The following is a 17,883-nucleotide window of genomic DNA, read 5'->3' as shown; positions in this document are numbered from 1 at the left end:
TTGCCCCGGCGGCGAATACGGCGCGATCAGGAACGAGTCGACTTCACTATGACCGATTCGTCTGACTCTCCACGACGAAACTCGCTGCGGTCGTGGCGCTCCCACCGATGTTGAGGGTGGCGAACCGGCGCGCGTCCGGCACTTGGTAAGCTCCTGCTTTCCCGGTGACCTGTTTGTAGGCATCGAGTACCATTCGTACACCAGTCGCGCCAACCGGATGACCACCACCGATCAATCCGCCGCCGGGGTTGACCGGAATCCGGCCGTCGCGCCCGATGTCGCCGCCCTCCACCGCTTTCCAGCTCTCCCCCGGCCCGGTGATGCCGAGATGATCTATCGCCATGTACTCCGACATGGAGAAACAGTCGTGCACCTCGACGCCGTCCACGGCATCGATATCGGGCAATCCGGCGCGGCCCAGCGCGTCGAGCATCGTCTGGCGCACATGGGGAAACACGTACGGATCATCGGCGGACGCAGCAAGCTTCTGCGCCAACGACAACGGCGCGGTGCGATGACCCCAGCCGGTGATCACCGCACGCTCCGCCGGTCGTAAGCCGGTGCGGCGGGCCAGGAATCGATCCGACGCCACGATCACCGCGACCGCGCCGTCGGTCATCTGGCTGCAATCCTGGCGGCGTAACCGACCGGCGACCGGCGGATTCGCGGTGTCGTCGGCGCCGAAGCTGTCCGGGGTGAAGGTCCAATTCCGGGTCTGCGCAAGCGGGTTGGTGCGGGCATTGGTGATGTTCAGCTCACTGATCGCACGCAGGTGCGTGTCGTCGAGGCCGTAGCGGCGGTCGTATTCGTCGGCGAGATCGGCGAACATGGTGGGCCACACGTACTTCGCGTCCTGCGCCTCGTGGCCGACCCACGCGGCAGCGCCGAGATAGCCTGCGGCGGTATCGCCCGGCACGGTCTTCTCCAGCTCGGCGCCAACCACCAGCGCGCAGTCGTAGCGACCCGACTCCAGGTCCGCCATCGCGGCGAGCAACGCCATACTGCCGGAGGCACAGGCGGCTTCGTGCCTGCTCGCCGGGATGCCGGACAGCTCAGGGATGACCGTGGCCGGCATGCCGCCGAGTTGGCCCTGCCCGGTGAACAATTGGCCGAACGCATTACCGACGTGGATCACGCCGACCTCGTCCGGCGCGATGTCCGTCGCCGCGAGCGTCGCGCCGACCACCTCGCCGATGAGCGCGTCGAAGCCCTTGCCCGCGCGATGCCAGTTGACCGCGAAGTCGGACTGGCTGCCGCCGAGTAGGTGAATGGTGCTGGTGGGCATGGGAACTCCTACGTGTGCTGGTTGGTCGACGGGTCGCCGGCGAGCGTTTCCCGCAGCTCGCGGCGCAGCAGCTTGCCGACCGGGTTGCGGGGCAACGACTCGACGATCTCCAGTCGCTCGGGCAATTTGAACGACGCCACCTCGTGGGCGCGCAGATGATCGACGAGGGCGGCCAAGGTGACGGTCGCTCCGGGGGCGGGAACGACGAAGGCGCAACACTTCTCGCCGAGTACCGGATCCGGGTAGCCGACCACCGCCACGTCGGCGACGCCGGGGGCGTCGGCGAGCAGGCCCTCGATCTCGGCGGGGGCGATGTTCATGCCGCCGCGGATGATGATCTCCTTGATCCGGTCGACGAAACGCAGGTACCGGCCGTCCGGGCCGCAGAGTTCGAATACGTCTCCGCTGCACAGGAAACCGTCGTCGTCGAACGGTTCGGACGTTGCCGTGCCGGGCAGGTAGCCGCCGAACACGGCAGGGCCGAGGAGCCGGAGTTCGCCGATACCACCGACTTCGGTGACCGTGGCGCCGGTGACGACGTCGACGAGTTCGACCCGGGTGCTCTCCGCGAGCCGGGTGGACCAGCGGACGCCCGGTGCGCCGTAGCGCGGCAGGTATTGCGCGCGGATCTCCGGATCGGGGAAGTCGATGGGCGCGCCGAGCAAGGAGACGCCTTCGTTGGAGCCGAAGAAGTTGAGCACCTCGATGCCGAGCTGGTCCTGCCAGCCGCGAACGACGCTGGGCGGCAACGGCGCACCGCCGGACCCGACCCGTTGCAGCGAGGACAGGTCGACCGAGGCACGCAGGGGTTCGTTGTGCAGCAGCATCGTGAGCAGGGCGGGCGGCATGCTGGTGTGCGTCACCTCGTGCCGGGCGATCTGGCCGAGGAACACCGGGAGGTCAAGGGGGTGGTGTTGGACCAGGTGGCCGCCGGTGAGCAGCCACGGCAGGAATGATGCGGCGAAGCCGGCCATGTTGACCATGGGAAAGGGGTTGAGCAGCACCGATTCCGAGGTGAGGTGCAAGCCGTCTTGGACGCCCCACGCCATGGCGATCCAGTCGCCGTGGCATCGGGGAATTCCCTTGGGGGCGGCTTCGGTTCCACTGGTCCAGCAGATGGTTACGCGGTCGTTGACCGAAACCGTCAGTCCGCGAACGTAGAAGCGCAGGCGTTCGCGGTCGGCGGTATCGACCGGGCCGTCGAGGGTGATCGCGTCGTCGGGGACGCCGGGGCCGAAGGCGAAGACGGTCCCTGCGACTTCCAGTGCCTCGCGGGCGAGTTCGCGGCCCGACAGCTCGCCCGCGGTGATGATCGCCTTCGCGTAGGCGGCCGCGACGATGCCGGACAGTTCATGGCGGCGGTAGGAGGCGGGCATGGGGGTCGCTACCGCGCCGAGCCGCCACAGCGCGAAGTAGGTGGCGGTCAAGGCGATCGAGTTCGGCAGGAGGACGGCTACGGCGTCACCTTGCCGAATGCCGTTGCGGTACAGCACCGCCGCGAGATCGCCGCTGCGCTCGTCGAGTTCGCGCCAGGACAGGGTTTCCGGTTGCGCTCCGGTCAATGCGGCGAGGTTGGCCGGGTCGGTGATGGCGGGCGCGTCCGGTGCCGCGTCGACCCGGCGCTGGAAGAGCTCGGGCAGCGTATCCGGTTGCCACCAGCCACGTTCGAGGTATTCGCGGACCGTGTCGGCGGGGTGGCAGGTGTGAACGGTCCCGCCGGGATCAGCGGCGGCGTTGGCGTTGGCGGCGGCTACTTCGGCCGCGGTGATCGGTGCGTCGACCATGGATGTTCCTTCAATTCAGACGCCGCAGCACGACCGCGGAGCCCAGTCCGAGGGCCGCGGGAATGGTGACCAGCGCGTGTTCGCCGCCCGTGCGCGTGAGTGCGTCGAGCGCTTGGACGATCAGGTTGCCGCCGGTCGCCCCGAGGGGGTGTCCGACGGCGAGGGCGCCGCCGGACGGGTTGACCAGGCGCTCGTCGAGGGCGAGTTCCCGGGTGAGCAGAATCGGTGTGACAGCGAAGGATTCGTTGGCCTCCACCAGATGCAGATCGGCGACGGTGACGCCCGCTCGGTCGAGGGCCATCCTGGCTGCGGTGGCCGGGGCGGTCAGGAGCGGGGAACGCACCGCGGTCTGTGCGGTGCCGGCGATGGCCGCGATGGGTGGGCGGCCGAGAAGCTGTTCCGCGCGGCGGTTTCCGACGACCAAGGCGCTGGCGCCGTCGGCGAGTTGAGGCGCGGTGGCGATGGTGTGCAGGCCGTCCACCGGGCGCGGTGAACCGGGTAGGCGGCGGGCTACCCGCGCCCAGGCGGGATCGTCGCCGAACAGGGCCGGTAGGGCCGCGAACGCGTCGTTGTCCGCGTCGGCTCGCGCGCCCTCGTCCCGGTCGAGGAGCACGGTGCCGCCCTTGCGGACCGGGATCACGGAATCGGAACTCGGTGCGGCGGTGGCTCTCTGGTGGGATCGCACGGCGTAGGCGTCGAGTTCGGCGCGGGTGATGCCGTGGGCGGCGGCGGTGAGATCGGCGGATACGCCGATCGTGACGAATCCGGTGCGTTCGCCGAGATCGGTGTCCGTGGCGATGGCGGGTTGATCCGACAGCATCGGGACCCGGGACATGGACTCGACTCCGCCGGCCACGATCACGTCAGCGTAGCCCGCGGCGACTCGGGCTGCCGCGCTCTCGATCGCGTCGAGGCCGGAGCAGCACAGCCGGGACACCACGCCGCCGGGCACTCGATCGGGCCAGCCCGCCCACAGGGCCGCCGCGCGGGCGAGGTTTCCGCCCTGCTCCCCCACCGTCGTGCTGATGCCGACCAGGATGTCGTCGACGGAATCCGGGCTGAGCGAGCGGGTTTCGAGCGCGACGAGCAGGTGTCCGAAGAGTTCGTAGGGCGGGATCTCGGCGAAGGTGCCGCCGGTCCTGCGGACGCGGGCGCGGGGTAGCCGGATCGCGTCGTAGAGGTAGGCGTCAGGCATGGTCGATCCTCGCGAGGGTTTCGAGCGTGTGGTGGCCGGCCGGGTCCTCCACCGAAGTGGCTGGGACTACGACGATTTCGTCGGCGCCGGCGTTACGGTAGGCGTCGAGGCGGCGGGCCAGGGTGGTGCTGTCGCCGAACATGCCTACGGCTGCGGGTAATTCGTCGGGTACGGCGGCAAGGACGTCGCGTGGGTGCGCGCCGCTGTGGGCGAGGCGCACGATGTCGCCGAAGCCTGCCTCCTCGAACATCGCGTCATAGCCCGGTGCTCGGAGGTAGCCCACTACGCCGCGGCGGACCGTCCCGAGGATGCCGGCGGTCGGGTCCGCGGCGGCGGTGACCCACACCGAGAGTGCGGGGGTCGGTAGACCCGCCTCATTCGCCGCCTGACGGACTATCTCGGCGCATCGTGAAACCTGTTCCGGGGTTACCAGATTCAGCACCACACGGTCGGCGGTACGGGCCGCGGCGGCCAAGGCGCGGGCGCCGAAGGCCGCCACGGTGATAGACGAGTTCGGTGGCGCAAGCCGCAGACGATAGCCCTTGGTGTGTTCCGCCGCTCCGTCGAAGTCCACCTTGTCGCCCGCGAGCAGCCCGCGCAGGATTTGTGCCGACTCTTCTAGATGCGTTGCGGTGCGGCGTCTTTCGCGACCGTGCCAGCCGCTGACGACGACTGTGCTCGAACTGCCGATGGCGACGTCGACGGATCTGCCGGTCAGCGCCGCGACACTCGCGACACCAATGGCGATGGTGGCGGGAGTACGGACGTCTACGGCGAAAGGCCCGAGGCACAACGGGATTCGTCCCGGGGCCTGTCCGATCGCGGTGGCCAGCGCGAAGGCGTCGAAGGTCGCCATCTCACCGATCCACAGCCGGTGATAGCCGAGCTTCTCGGCGGCCTCGGCGACGGCGAGTGCGTCCAACGGATCGCGATCCTGCCAGTACGGCAGGCTCACACTCAGCCGGTGGTCGGCGGCGCTCACTCGACCGGATCGGCGGCCGCGCGCATCCGCTCCCCGCTGACCCAGGTGGCGTGGAAGCCGAGGGGCACGCGGGTGGGCAGGCCGAGGCGGCAGACGGGACCGGCGGCGAGGTCGGCGGCGTCGTAGATCCACACCTCCGACAGCTGGGTATGGCTGTTGAACGCGAACATGGTGAGCCAGGCGTCGTCCTCGTCGCGGGCGTCCGGCCGGGGCACCACGGTGAGTTCGCTGCCGAAGAAGCCGTCGCCGAACGGCTGGGTCTGCTTCGCGCCGGTGCGCAGGTCGTACTTGATCACCGCGTCGAAAAGCATTGTGCTGTCTACGGATAACCGCATTTGATAGGACCAGCGCCCACGCTGTCCGGTGGTGCCCTGATCGATGGCCGGGAATTCGGTGTTGATGTCGTCCATCGGCTCCTCGATGGTGGCGCCGGTGCGCAGGTTGAAGCGGTACCGGTGCAATGTCGCCTCGGGGCGCAGGTAGGCCAGCAGCTGGGCGAGCGGGTTGGTGCGGTCGGAGACGGGGCTCGGCTTGGAGACGCGGCAGGCGATCAGGACGATCTCGTCGCCCTCCTCCCATGAGTTGACCGTGTGATAGATGTAGCCGGGCGCGGCCTCGAACCAGCGGACCTGCGAACCGTCGCCGCGGCGGGGCAGGACCGCGAACCGGCTCGGCAGGTTGCGGTCGAAGAACAGCTTGAATCGGCCGGCCGCGGCCGCTCGCGGGTCGTTGTAGAGCGGCAGATCCATCAGGATCGAGTAGTTCTCGGTGATCGCCATGTCGTGCGGCAGGCGCGGGCCGGGCAGTTCGAGGCCGGTGTAGTGGGTGACCGTGCCGGACGGATCGGCGATGCCGTAGCGCAGGTAGGGCGCGTGGATGCCGTAGTCGAAGAAGATGAATTCCTCGGTGCGTTCGTCGACCTTGGCGTGCGCGGAGATCTCGCCGGGCAGGGTGCCGCCGAAGGTGTCGACGCCGCGGGTCTCCAGGCTGATCGGGTCCAGCGCATAGGGTTTGCCCGCGCGGTACCAGAGCGAGAGCAGGTTGCCGTGATGGAAGACGACGTCGGTGTTGGCGGAGTTGCGTTCGCGGCGATCGCCGGGCGGGTTGTCGTCCCACGGCTCGATCACGCCGCGCCACAACGCGGTTCCGGCGGCGCGCTCGGCCTCGAACTCGGTGGTGCGGATGTAGCGGTTGCGGTAGGTGGCCTTGCCGTGCTCGAAATGCACCGCGTGCAGCATGCCGTCACCGTCGAACCAGTGGTAGCGGCCGATCGGCGCGAACTGAGGGTTGGGGCCGTTGCGGACGTAGACGCCGTCCAGGTCGACGGGGAGTTCGCCGTGCAGGACGGTGAGGTCGGTCGCGGTGATCTCGTCCGCGGTCGGCGCGTACATGCCCTCCAGATACGGATTGGTCAGCGCCTGCGCCGCCGGTGCGATGAGTTCTTCGTTGAGCGTCATGAGTCGCCTGCCCTTCACTACAGTTATTGAAGTGATACGCGTCTCAAAGAAGAGTGTCAAGAGGCGCTGGTGGGCGGCTCAGGCCAGGCGGTCGAGGACCGCCTGCGAGACGGGTTCGAATCGGACGTCGGCGCGGTCGAGTTCGGCTTCGCAGCCGCGGCAGCGCAGAGCCGGCGCGAGCGGCGCACCGCATTCGCGATGGCGGATGCGCAGACCGGGTTCGGGCACGTCGGGGTGTGCGCGGTCCGACCAGGCGAGCAGAAATGCGAAGATCGCGAACAGGGCGCGGCCGCGTGGGGTCAGACGGTACTCGCGGCCGGCGCCCTCGCCGGATCGGCGCAGGATCTCGGCGTCGCACAGGCGGGACAGGCGCTCGGTCAAGGTGGTCGGCGACATGTTCATGGCCGTGCGGAAGTCGCCGAAGCGGCGCATGCCGGCCAGCGCGAGGCCGGTGACGGTGGCGCTCCAGCGGTCGCCGATCGCCTCCATGACCTCGTCGAACTGCATGTCGGTGCGGGCGGAGACGGGGGCGCGGGCGCGGCGCCGGCCGCTGGAGGTGAAGCGCCACAACGCATCGTCGCCGAGGTCGACCGCGGTGTCGCGCGGGGTGACGGTGCGGCCGCAGGATCGGCACATCAGGACCGGTGGTCCGCGGTGGCCGCAGGCGTCGTGCACCAGGTCGGGGTGCAGCGCGCCCTCGGCGGTCCATTCGCGCTGCCAGCTCCAGACGGAGACGAGGATTTGCCAGGTCGCCAGGCCGAGCTCGGTGAGCAGGTAATCGAAGCGATCCGGGGATGCCGCCTGCGGAGTGCGGACGAAGACGCCTGCGTCGACCAAGGCGGCGAGGCGGGCGGTGAGTACCGCGGGCGGGGCGCCGGTGCGTTCGATCCACTGGTTGAACCTGTGGGTGTGGTTGACGAACGCGTGTCGCAGGATGGTCAGCGTCAGGCGGTCGCCGAGCAGGTCGAAGGTGGCCGCGACGGGATGCGGGGTGGGTTGACCGGGGTCGATCGGCTCATCGGTCATCCGTTTGCACCTCCCGGGACTCGTTGCACTTCATTAACTGTAGTTCATTCAGTAGCGCGTTCAGGAAATGACGACGGACTCCAGCTCGAGGTCGATCTCCAGACGCGCGAGCATCTCGCGGAACTCGTTCGCCGGGTACTGCTCGTTCTCGGTGACCAGGCCGAGAACGGTGCCGGAGCCCGGGGTCGACAGTGGACGGATCTGGTCGACCACGCCTTCGATCGGGTCGAACAGGCGGAGCTCGGGGCGGGCACGTTCGAAATAGTCACGCAGCCAAGGCAAGTGGGTGCTGGACAAGGTTATCGCGGCGATGCCCGGATGCGCGGCGAGCAGGGTGTCCAGGAAATCGGCGATGATCGTCGCGGTGTGTTCGCGGCGGAACAGGAAGTCGCCGCTCTCCACGAGTTCCACGAGGGCTGATGCGTTTACGGCATGCACCCGGGTGATCGCCGAATCCGCTTCCGCGCGTAGGAATTCGGCCAGCTCGGCGCTCTCCACCAAGGACCGCACGCCGAGCACCGCCACCTCACCGGCCACCGCGAGCGCTTCTCGCACCGGCGGGCGGACCCCGAAAATCGGGACCGGGCTGCGCAATTCGTCGAGGATGGTCACCGACGGCGCGTTGGACGCGAGCAGGATCGCGCTCGGTTCGAATTCGGCGAGGAAGCGGACGGCGCGGTCGACCACCGTCAGCAACTCGGTCCGGTTCTTCGCGCCGTACGGGAAGCTGGCCCGGTCGGCGAGGTAGACGAGGTCACGGTCGGGCAGGCGGCGATGCAGCAGTTCCACGGCCGAGTAGCTGCCGAGGCCGGCGTCGAAGACCGCGATCGGGCGGCGTAGCGAGGTCACCCGCTGATCATGCCCGGTGGTCGGTTCGCGGTCGCCGAGGGCGCCTGACAGACTCGGCGAGTGACCGATTCTCGTGATAGGGATGCGACCCGGCTGGCAACCGAATCGCTGCGGCAAGGTGATCCGACCGGGTGGTTCGAGCAGCTGTATGTGGCGGCCGCGGAGGGCGCGGCGGTGGTGCCGTGGGACGCGGACGAGCCGAACGAGTTGCTGGTGGACTGGCTCGAGCGGCATGACCGGACCGGCGGGATGCGGGCGATGGTGGTCGGCTGCGGGCTCGGGCGCGATGCCGAGCATCTGGCCGCGCTCGGCTTCGAGACGACCGCGTTCGACGTCGCGGAAACCGCGATACGTACTGCGCAGGAACGGTTCCCGGCGTCCAAGGTGAACTATGTCGTGGGCGATCTGCTCGATCCGCCCGACGAGTGGACCGGCGCGTTCGATCTGGTGGTCGAGTCGATCACCGTGCAGGCCCTGCCAGTTTCGTTGCGGGAGGTGGCGACCGCGAACGTCTCGCGGATGGTGGCGCCCGGTGGGGATCTGCTGGTCATCGCGGGGATTCGGGCGGAAGGTGCGGAGGTGGACGGGCCGCCGTGGCCGCTCACCCGGACCGAGATCGATGCGTTCGCGGGCGCGGATCTTCGATCGGTTCGAGTCGAGCAGGCCTCCCCCGCCGGGCGGCCGGACTTCGTTCGGTGGCGGGCGTTGTTCCAGCGGAACTGAGCCGTTGCGCCGGTACCGTCCGCCGGGCGGGGGCATCGGCAGAATGGTGGGGTGACCGAGAACGGCGATGGCCTGGTCTGGTACGCGGCGTACGGGTCGAACATGCATCTGAGCCGGCTCCGGTGCTACCTCACCGGAGGGACGCCCGAGGGTGGGGCGCGGGCGGTCCCGGGCTGCCGCGACCCGTCCGAGCCCGCCCGATCGATCCCCCTCATGCTGCCGGGGCTGCTCTATTTCGCCACCGAATCGCTGGTGTGGACCGGCGGGCGGGCCTTCTACGATCCGGACGGTCCCGGGGAGACCGCCGCGCGCGCCTACCTGCTCACCACCGCTCAGTTCTCCGACATCGCCGCCCAGGAGATGTATCGCGTCCCCGGTATCGACCTGGATCTCACCGAGGCGATCACCACCGGGCGCTCTCCCCAAGGTCCTGGCCGCTACGAAACCCTTTCCTATGCAGGAACATTCGACGGCTACCCCATCCTCACCTGCACCGCTCCCTGGCACTACACCGACCTGCCCGGAAACTCCCCTTCCCCCACCTACTTACGTCATCTCGCAGCCGGTCTCATCGAATCCCACGGCTGGACAATCGAATCCACCGCCGGATATCTGGCCACCCGGCCGGGCGCGGACCTCACCTGGACCCCGGAAAGCCTCGCCGCGCTCCTCACCGGCTAGGCATCGGCGGCTTGCCTGCGTCGATACTCCGCTGCCCTGGCCTGGTAGTTCTGGTGTTCCCGCGCGTGGTCCGGGGGAAGGTGCGGAGCGTCGGCGGGAGTTGTGGCGAAGAACTTGGTGAGCGCGGCGTTCGAGCCTGCGGCGAGTTCGCCGGATCGCTGGAACATCTGCGCCTCGTAGCGGGCGAGGGCGTCGTCGAGGGTGTTCTGCTTCGCGACGGCATGCGCGAGTTCGGCGCCGTCGAGCAGCGCGAGGTTCGCGCCGTGACCGCCGAAGGGGGCCATGAGGTGGGCCGCGTCGCCGATCAGGGTGACGCCGGGGCTCCGGTCCCAGGTCAGTGGGGCGGGTAGGGCCCAGAAGCTGCGCTGCACGTAGTCGCTGTCGTTGTCGGTGATCAGCGGGCGCATGATCGGAGACCATCCGTCGAACTCACGCAGCAGGTAGGACCGGACGGCCGCGCGGTCGGTGATGTCCACGCCGGCCGTGACGTACCAATCGAGTTCGGCGCGAAAAGCTATGTAGCCGCGGACGACTCCGTTGCTGTTGCGCTGGACGATCACCGCGCGGCCGTCGCCGTCGGTGGAGAACATGTGGCCGTCGCCGACGATCGCGGCGACTTCCGGGTGCCGGGTGTCCACATCGTCGAATCGGGCGTCGAGAAAGCAGACGCCGAGGTACTGCGGCTTCGCGTCGGTGAGCAACGGACGAATTTTCGACCATGCGCCGTCGGCGCCGATCACGAGGTCGGCTTCGGTGCTGACGCCATTGGTGAACTCCAGTCGGTGCGTTCCGTTGCCGAGCGGAATCGCTTGCGCGAGCGTGTGTTCCCAGTGGACCGTGCCGGGGCTCACGTGCTCGTAGAGCATGGTTCGCAGCTGGCCGCGGTCGATCTCGGGAGCCGCCTCGTCGCCCTCGGCGGGGATGAACTCGCCGAGGATGGTGCCGTGCTGGTCCCGGCGGCTTTTGGCCTGGCCCTCGACGCGGGCCAGCGAGTGGAAGGCGTCCATCAAGCCGGCGTCCTCCAGCGCGATCTGGCCGGAGTCGGCGTGCAGGTCGAGGGTGCCGCCCGGGTCGCGGGAGTCGACGGCCGCGTCCGCGTCGTACACCGTCGGGTGGATGTTGTGTCCCTGGAGGATTCGGGCGCACATCAGACCGGCGGGGCCGCCGCCGATGATGGCGATTCGGGGTGTGGTCATGGGAGTTCCTTTCACGCTTGATCCGGCGGAGTGTTCGTCACCGGGTGGACGCTTCCACAATAAGTGCAACCGTATAAAAAGTGCAACCGTTGAACTTTGTGAACTGTTGAACTAAAGCTAAGATGGAAGGGTGACCGAGACCGGGCGCCGCGAGCGCAAGAAAGCCGCCACCCGCCAGGCACTGGCGGACGCGGCGATAGAGCTGTTCCTGGAGCGCGGCTACGACGCGGTCGGCGTGCGGGAGATCGCCGACGCCGCCGACGTGTCGACGACCACGCTGTTCAAGCACTTCCCCGGCGGCAAGGAGGCGCTGGTCTTCGACCAGGACGCCGACCGCGAGGCAGCGCTCGTCGCCGCTGTCCGCGAGCGCCCCGCCGGCCAGTCCATCCCCGAGGCACTGCGACAGCTGCTGCGCGACGAACGGTCCCAGCAGGCCCGTGCCGACCCGCGCTTCGCCGATTTCCTCCGCCTGATCGAGACCACGCCGGTGCTGCGTGAGCACGTCCGGCGGATGGCACTGCGCCACGAAACCGTTCTGACCGCGGCGATCGCCGCCGACAGCGGACTACCCGACGACGATCCCGCCTGCCAGGCGCTCGCCCACTTCGCGCTCGAGGCCGTCACCCTCGTCCACGGACGAGCCGACCCCGAACCCGCCCTCGATCGAATCTTCGCCCTCCTCGACAACGGATGGGCAGGTACGCGAACCGCGCACCCGACATCCGGCCGCTGATCTGTTGGCGGCGACCCGCCGGTCAGCGGAGTTATTCGGCCTGTCGGCCGATGTCGTCGGGTCGCCGCTCTCGCTACCTTCGAGATCATGGTCGATGAGTTTCGCTTCGGCATCAGCCTGGCTCCATGCCAATTGGGTCGAGAAGGTCCGCCGGGCGGAGGCGCTCGGGTACGACGTTCTGTCGGTGCCCGATCATCTCGGGCTGATCGCTCCTTTTCCCGCATTGTCGCTGGCGGCGGAGGCGACCGAGCGGATCACGCTGGGCACCTTCGTGTTGAATACGCCGTTCTTCAATCCGGTGCTGCTGGCTCGTGACGTCGCCGCGCTGGACCGATTCAGCGGCGGCCGAATCCGCACCGCGCCCGGTGTTTTGATCGGCACACACCAGGAGATCGCCGACCGCGTGCGTGAATGCCGGGAGCGTTACGGGATCACCTATTTCACCTTGATGGAACCGGACATGGACGCGTTCGCCCCGGTGATCGAACTGCTGAGGTAATTCGGGCTTGCATCCGGTACTCGGGTACAGGTTTACCGTGGATTCATGACGCACGATTGGGTACCGGACTCGTGCACTCTGCCGACCGCCGAGCGGCCGATGCGGGTGGCCGAGTTCGACCAGTTCTTCGCCGACGCGGTACTGCGCGCCGAACGACCCGGCCGCACCCGCCTCGATCTGCTGATCGAGACCGATGCGGTGCCACTCGGGCGGGATCTGGCGGCGCGCGAAACGAACTGCTGCTCGTTCTTCACCTTCACCTTCGAACCCGCCGACGGCGGCTCGGTGATGCACATCGACGTCCCCGCCACGCGCATCGAGATCCTGGACGCCCTTGAAAAGCGGACGCGGTCCCGATGAGCGCGGGGTTACGCACCGGCGAGGTCGCCGCCGCGGCCGGGGTGAACATTCAGACGCTGCGCTACTACGAACGCCGCGGCCTCCTCACCGAACCGAACCGCTCCCTCGGCGGCCACCGCCTCTACCCCGAGCAAACGGTCGCGACATTGCGGATCATCAAAGCCGCGCAACGCCTCGGATTCACCCTCGAAGAAATCGCCGACCTCCTCCGAGCCACTCGAACCGACACCGGCCTGCACACCCGCGCGATCACCAAACTCGCCGAAGTCGACGCAAAACTCACCGAGCTGGCCACCGTTCGCGACACCCTCCGCGCCGCCCTCGCCGCCGGCTGCGACGATCTCCTCGCATGTAGCGAAACCCCTTGCTGCCCAATCCCGTTCACCAGCGATACCGTGCCGCAGACAATTGGCCAGCGCGAAAACGACTTGAAGACAGACTGATTCAGTCGCCAAATGGGGACCATGCTGCTACTCGTTCCCGCCGACGTGCTTCGTCCTCGTCGTGCCGATGAGCATTTCGCCGCCGAGGCCGACGCTGCCCGCGCGGCCGGTATGGAGGTCGCGCTGGTCGATCACGACGCGTTGACCACACCCGACGGTGCCGAGGCCGCGGTGCGCGCGGTACGAACGAGCGATACCGCGTGGTACCGCGGTTGGATGTTGCGTAGCGAGCAATACGCCGCTTTCGCCGCCGCACTGCAACGGCGCGGCGTCACGTTGCGGACCAGTCCCGAACAGTACCGCCGGGCGCACGAACTGCCGGGCTGGTACTCCTCGGTCACCGATCTGACGCCGCAGGCGGCCTGGACCGCCGGTGCCGATCGCGCCGAATTCGACCGTGCGCGTGCCGAACTCGGCCCTGGCCCCGCAGTGCTGCGCGACTACACCAAGTCGATGAAGCACTACTGGAACGAGGCGGTGTTCATCCCCGAGCTGGACGACGCAGACGGCGCCTGGCGGGTGGCACAGCGATTCCGGGAACTGCGCGGCGCGGACCTGACCGGCGGATTCGTGCTGCGCCGTTTCGAGCAGTTCCGCTCGGCCGAAATCCGCACCTGGTGGGTCGACGGCACCTGCACATTGATCAGCCCACACCCCGACACACCCCGAGAACTACCCACCCCCGATTTCGATCCCATCCCGGTCACCCAACCGATCGCGAACCTGCACCTCCCCTTCCTCACAGCCGACTTCGCACTACGCGAAGACGGAATCTGGCGATTGATCGAAATCGGCGACGGTCAGGTCAGCGACCGCCCGAACAGCACCCCACCCGATGCAGTGATCACATTCCTGCACAAGAGTTTTCGCGATTGACACGGCGATGACCAGCTCGCTTGAATCCGTTCCACCGCTGGCTCAGCCGTAAGGCAGGATGGTAGGCGTGGTAGATATCCGCTTGCTGACTGAAAACGACCGTGCCAGTTGGGAAGTGCTGGCTCGGGGTAAGGATCTTTACTTCGCGGTCGAACGACGCGAAGGCGACTATGAACGTGCGTGGCGGCGGCTGCTCGATGATGAGCAGATCCGCGGGATTGCCGGCTGGCTGGACGGCGAGATGGTCGCTGTCGCGCACTATCTGTTCCACGTGAGCATCTGGTACTCCGGGAAATGCTATTTGGCGGACCTGTTCGTCGATGCGAAAGTTCGGCGACGGGGTGTGGCGACAGCAATGATCGAGTGGGTCGCGCGGGATGCCGAAGAGCACGGCTTCCCGGGTCTCTACTGGAACACCCTGGAGGACTCCCCTGCTCGCGCGCTCTACGACAACGTGGGCAAGTTTCAACAGGGACTCATCCACTACACCTACCGGCCCGACGCCGACAGTCGCCGCATGAATCCACCCTCATGAAGTGGGTTCCGCAAGCAAACTCGCCCGCGTGGAACTGAACCATGATCGCGCCACCAGCGGCGGCGGACAACCTGTTCGGTTGAACGCCGCCGCTGTCGGAATTCGTTATCCGCGTGCGGCATTCGCGGTCGAGATGAAGGCGATCTGGGCGGGTGATGGTCCGCAGAACTCGCTCTCGATCCGGGTGGCCTCGGCGGCTTGCATGCGGTACAGACTGTCGCGCAGGCCGGGGTCGCCGCCGTGGAACCCTTCCAGGAGTTCCATCCACTGGGCTGCCAATTGCCGGGCCTCGGGGGTGGTCGGGTCCATTCCCGCGGCGATCGCGGCGTCGACCTTGGGGATGAGTTCGCCCCAGGCGGCCTCGACTTGGTGAATCTGCTGTTCCCCGAGTTCTTCTCGGCGCTGTGCGAGTTGCGTCAGCTGTCCCTCGGTGAAGTACTGCTTGAAGGTGTCGTCGACCATGACGGTTCTCCTGATCAATTCGAGGAAGCGCTCCGCGGAGGCGTCGGGCCTGCTCTCGGCGGTGGCGGCCAGTGCGGCGACCAAGGCGTGGAGTTCCTGGGTCGCGGCCAGTTGTGCGGCCAGGAAATCGCGGTGCGCGGACAGCACCTTCGGCATCGCCACCGTGCCCGCGAGCAGGTCCGTGATCTGGTCCAGTCCCAGGCCCAGTTGGCGCAAGGCCAGCACCTGATAGAGGCGCTCGACATCGCCGGCGGTGTAGAGCCGGTGGCCGGTGCTGCTCCGCTCCGCCGGGCATACCAACCCGATGTGGTCGTAGTGGTGCAGCGTCCGCACCGTCAACCCGGCCTCGGCCGCGAGTTCACCGACCTTCCATACCCGCTCGGTTCCGTGCTGGTCCATCCGTTTCGTCCCACTTCCACCGACGCTCTGTACGTCGGCGTCACCGACGGTAGAACCTGACCTAACGTCAGGTTCAAGCCTAAAAGGGCACCACCTCCGCACATGCTTCGAGGTGCGGGAACATTTGTACAAGCCACCGGGCCCATCAGCAGAGACAGTGAGTAGATGACTTCACCAATACCCGAAGATGCGCGGAAACGCCGCACGCGTCGCTCTGCCGCTGCGGCCGTGATCGGCGCGATCGTCGCGCTGTTGCTGGGCAGCTCGGTGGTGACCGCGCACCGGAGCGCCGCGGCCACCGGGGAATCGACGCTGACCGTCGACGGCCAGAACATCCAGGTCACCCAGGACGGTCCCGCCGACGGCCCGGTCCTGGTGCTGATCCACGGACTCGCCGGATCGACGCACTGGTGGGACCGGCTGGTGCCGCTGCTGACCGACTCCTACCGGGTCATCCGCCTCGACCTGCTCGGGCACGGCAGCTCGGCCAAGCCCGGCGGCGACGGCTATTCGATTGCGGCGCAAAGCAACCGGGTCGCCGGAGTACTGGAACAGCTCGGCATCCGCCAGGCCGTCGTGGTCGGTCATTCGACCGGCGGCGCGGTCGCCACCTCGCTCGCCGAACAACGCCCCGACCTGGTGCGCGCGTTGGCGCTCATCGACACCGGGCCCAGTATCGGCGACGACATTTCCGAGACACCCGCCAGCAGGCTGCTCACGACTCCGATTGTCGGAGAGGCGCTTTGGCAGTTACGCACCGATGGTCTGCTGCGCCAGGCGCTGAGTAGCGCCTTCCCCTCCGACGACTTCCCGATCCCGCAGCAGTTCGTCGACGACCTGCGGGGCATGACCTACCACTCGCTCGTCTCGGCCTCGGCGGCCAGCCGCGAGTATCTGAACCAGCGCGCCCTTCCGGATCGGTTGACCGCCCTCGGCAAACCCTTGCTGGTGATCTTCGGTGAGCAGGACCGCCGGTGGCGGCCCGCCACGTCCACCGATGCGTACCGCACCGTTCCGGGCGCTACGGTGGAGACCCTGCCGGGTGTCGGTCACTCACCCCAGGTCGAGGATCCCGCCCGCACTGCCGGAATCCTGTTGTCCTTCACCGGAATCCACGCCTCCTGAAGGAACGCTGCGCATGCGGATTTCGCGCTCCGGGCGAGTTCTGACAGCAGGCAGCAACTAGCCGCGGAGCGCGTGTGCCGAGCGAAGGCTTGCGATGAGCCGCCGGCTGCGAAGATCGCGGATTGATTCATGCCACCTTGATGACAACCTTGCCCGATGAATGACCGTTCTCGACCGTGGCGAGGGCAGTCGGTGCATCGGCCAGCGGATAGATCGCGGTGATCACCGGTGCGAGGACGCCATCGAGCGCGAGTTGGGCGGAGCGCTCCAGGTTCTCGCGGTCTAGGCGACGGTCGACGAAACGCCCACCGAGATCGGACACCGACGAATCACCCACGGCTACAACGTTGCGGGGATCCCGGGCCAGCGGTGCAACCGTCCGTAGTGAGGCGCCGCCGACCAGGTCAACGATCCCGTCGAAACCGTCCGGAACCAGGTCACGAGCTGCGGCGACGACATCTCCGGCGTAGTCGATGAACCGCACCCCGATCCCCTCGGCCTGCGCACGCTTGCCGGCACTACCGGTGCCGATCACCCGAAGCCCCCGCCCGACGGCCAGCCGGGCAACCGCAAGACCCACCCCGCCACCGACCCCGTTGACCAGGATCGTGCCCCCGGCTGGTAGACCGAGCTGATCGAGCGCATCCACCGCGGTCGTCCCTGCCACCGGCAGCGTCGCCGCGACGGTCGCGGACAACCCGGCCGGGATGCGCGCGGTGTTCGGCGCGGACAGCACCGTCGTCTCGGCGTAGGTACCACCACCGGTGAGCGCGAAGCCGAACACCGCGTCACCCACCTCGAGCCCGTCGACGTCTTCACCAAGGGCGACAACGGTTCCCGCCGCCTCCATGCCCAGCACGCGCGGAAACGGACGCCCGCTGTCGAGCTCGGCGACCAGACCCGACCGCAGTATGTGATCGAGGGGATTCACACCGGCGACATCGACCCGGATCAGCACCTCACCGCGTCCGGGGACGGGATCGGGACGATCGAAGAACTCCTGCACCTCGGGCCCGCCAAATCTGCCGAAACCCCACGCCTGCCCCATCTTTCGTCGCCTCCCGGTGACCGGCCCGGTGGTTCCGGGCGCTGTACAACCATCGTCACCTCTCACGCCGACGTCAGAGGCAACCGGATGAGAGGCAGGTCACAGCATCGGGATAAGCCGTACCGCCGCTTTCGAATCCGTTCGGCGGAGATCATCGGCGACTGGGCGAGGCGAACGATCGGCTCGGCTGGGTGTCCGCCTAGGGAATGCCTACGGACCGCTTCG

General features: G+C 67.9%; 19 protein-coding genes. 9 read left to right on the top strand and 10 right to left on the bottom strand.

All coding sequences use genetic code 11. From position 1 onward, the window contains the following. Window positions 1-46: 46 nt before the first annotated feature. From F3087_RS39305 to F3087_RS39275, 7 genes are all read right to left on the bottom strand, one after another. Window positions 47-1,285, bottom strand: a complete 1,239-nt coding sequence (locus tag F3087_RS39305; RefSeq protein WP_150407241.1) for an acetyl-CoA acetyltransferase — start codon at window positions 1,283-1,285, stop codon at window positions 47-49. A gap of 8 nt (window positions 1,286-1,293) precedes the next feature. Beyond that, window positions 1,294-3,069, bottom strand: coding sequence for a class I adenylate-forming enzyme family protein (locus F3087_RS39300; RefSeq protein WP_150407240.1), 1,776 nt, complete (start codon window positions 3,067-3,069; stop codon window positions 1,294-1,296). A gap of 10 nt (window positions 3,070-3,079) precedes the next feature. Beyond that, the gene (locus F3087_RS39295) at window positions 3,080-4,264 is read right to left on the bottom strand and encodes a thiolase family protein (protein WP_150407239.1); all 1,185 of its coding nucleotides are present in this window, start codon (window positions 4,262-4,264) and stop codon (window positions 3,080-3,082) included. Continuing rightward, window positions 4,257-5,246: an LLM class F420-dependent oxidoreductase gene (locus F3087_RS39290; protein WP_150407238.1), complete on the bottom strand. Its 990-nt coding sequence runs from the start codon at window positions 5,244-5,246 to the stop codon at window positions 4,257-4,259. Before F3087_RS39290 ends, F3087_RS39295 begins: the two co-directional genes overlap by 8 nt. Beyond that, a complete protein-coding gene (locus tag F3087_RS39285; RefSeq protein WP_150407237.1) occupies window positions 5,243-6,703 on the bottom strand; it encodes a carotenoid oxygenase family protein in 1,461 nt (486 codons plus the stop codon). The genes F3087_RS39290 and F3087_RS39285 overlap by 4 nt, the downstream gene beginning before the upstream one ends. Before the next feature lie 78 nt (window positions 6,704-6,781). Continuing rightward, a complete protein-coding gene (locus F3087_RS39280) occupies window positions 6,782-7,729 on the bottom strand; it encodes a winged helix-turn-helix transcriptional regulator (RefSeq protein WP_150407236.1) in 948 nt (315 codons plus the stop codon). Window positions 7,730-7,789: 60 nt separating this feature from the next. Further along, a complete protein-coding gene (locus F3087_RS39275) occupies window positions 7,790-8,578 on the bottom strand; it encodes a glutamate racemase (protein ID WP_150407235.1) in 789 nt (262 codons plus the stop codon). A gap of 60 nt (window positions 8,579-8,638) precedes the next feature. Between F3087_RS39275 and F3087_RS39270 the strand changes: the two genes are divergently transcribed. Both F3087_RS39270 and F3087_RS39265 read left to right on the top strand, forming a co-directional pair. Next, window positions 8,639-9,301 carry a class I SAM-dependent methyltransferase gene (locus F3087_RS39270; RefSeq protein ID WP_150407234.1) on the top strand — a complete coding sequence of 221 codons (663 nt, stop codon included), beginning with the start codon at window positions 8,639-8,641 and terminating at the stop codon, window positions 9,299-9,301. A gap of 51 nt (window positions 9,302-9,352) precedes the next feature. Then, window positions 9,353-9,982, top strand: a complete 630-nt coding sequence (locus F3087_RS39265) for a histone deacetylase (protein ID WP_191094364.1) — start codon at window positions 9,353-9,355, stop codon at window positions 9,980-9,982. On the opposite strand, the gene F3087_RS39260 is transcribed toward F3087_RS39265, so the two are convergent. Continuing rightward, complete coding sequence (locus F3087_RS39260) at window positions 9,979-11,178, bottom strand: FAD-dependent oxidoreductase (protein WP_150407233.1); 1,200 nt, start codon at window positions 11,176-11,178, stop codon at window positions 9,979-9,981. The genes F3087_RS39265 and F3087_RS39260 overlap by 4 nt on opposite strands. A 130-nt stretch (window positions 11,179-11,308) precedes the next feature. On the opposite strand from F3087_RS39260, the gene F3087_RS39255 reads away from it, so the two are divergent. From F3087_RS39255 to F3087_RS39230, 6 genes are all read left to right on the top strand, one after another. Beyond that, entirely contained in the window at window positions 11,309-11,911 is a 603-nt protein-coding gene (locus F3087_RS39255; protein WP_150407232.1) for a TetR/AcrR family transcriptional regulator, read from the top strand. A 94-nt stretch (window positions 11,912-12,005) separates the two neighbouring features. Beyond that, the gene (locus tag F3087_RS39250; protein WP_150407293.1) at window positions 12,006-12,410 is read left to right on the top strand and encodes an LLM class flavin-dependent oxidoreductase; all 405 of its coding nucleotides are present in this window, start codon (window positions 12,006-12,008) and stop codon (window positions 12,408-12,410) included. Window positions 12,411-12,455: 45 nt separating this feature from the next. Further along, window positions 12,456-12,770, top strand: coding sequence for a hypothetical protein (locus tag F3087_RS39245; protein WP_150407231.1), 315 nt, complete (start codon window positions 12,456-12,458; stop codon window positions 12,768-12,770). After that, window positions 12,767-13,213: a MerR family transcriptional regulator gene (locus F3087_RS39240; RefSeq protein WP_150407230.1), complete on the top strand. Its 447-nt coding sequence runs from the start codon at window positions 12,767-12,769 to the stop codon at window positions 13,211-13,213. The genes F3087_RS39245 and F3087_RS39240 overlap by 4 nt, the downstream gene beginning before the upstream one ends. Before the next feature lie 12 nt (window positions 13,214-13,225). After that, window positions 13,226-14,089: an ATP-grasp domain-containing protein gene (locus F3087_RS39235; protein WP_223885691.1), complete on the top strand. Its 864-nt coding sequence runs from the start codon at window positions 13,226-13,228 to the stop codon at window positions 14,087-14,089. Window positions 14,090-14,147: 58 nt separating this feature from the next. After that, window positions 14,148-14,624: a GNAT family N-acetyltransferase gene (locus tag F3087_RS39230; protein ID WP_150407229.1), complete on the top strand. Its 477-nt coding sequence runs from the start codon at window positions 14,148-14,150 to the stop codon at window positions 14,622-14,624. A 105-nt stretch (window positions 14,625-14,729) separates the two neighbouring features. Here F3087_RS39230 and F3087_RS39225 read toward each other — a convergent pair whose 3' ends face one another. Next, window positions 14,730-15,485, bottom strand: coding sequence for a MerR family transcriptional regulator (locus F3087_RS39225; RefSeq protein ID WP_150407228.1), 756 nt, complete (start codon window positions 15,483-15,485; stop codon window positions 14,730-14,732). A 165-nt stretch (window positions 15,486-15,650) separates the two neighbouring features. Between F3087_RS39225 and F3087_RS39220 the strand changes: the two genes are divergently transcribed. Continuing rightward, the gene (locus F3087_RS39220) at window positions 15,651-16,610 is read left to right on the top strand and encodes an alpha/beta fold hydrolase (protein WP_191094363.1); all 960 of its coding nucleotides are present in this window, start codon (window positions 15,651-15,653) and stop codon (window positions 16,608-16,610) included. Between the two features lie 127 nt (window positions 16,611-16,737). Here the strand turns inward: F3087_RS39220 and F3087_RS39215 are convergent, their stop codons facing one another. Continuing rightward, complete coding sequence (locus tag F3087_RS39215) at window positions 16,738-17,658, bottom strand: NADP-dependent oxidoreductase (RefSeq protein ID WP_150407227.1); 921 nt, start codon at window positions 17,656-17,658, stop codon at window positions 16,738-16,740. Between the last annotated feature and the right edge of the window lie 225 nt (window positions 17,659-17,883).

It is taken from the genome of Nocardia colli (genome assembly GCF_008704205.1).
GTDB classification, from domain to species: Bacteria; Actinomycetota; Actinomycetes; order Mycobacteriales; family Mycobacteriaceae; genus Nocardia; species Nocardia colli.
Note: the sequence above shows the minus strand (reverse complement) of the source record. Positions and strands in the feature narration are given on the sequence as shown.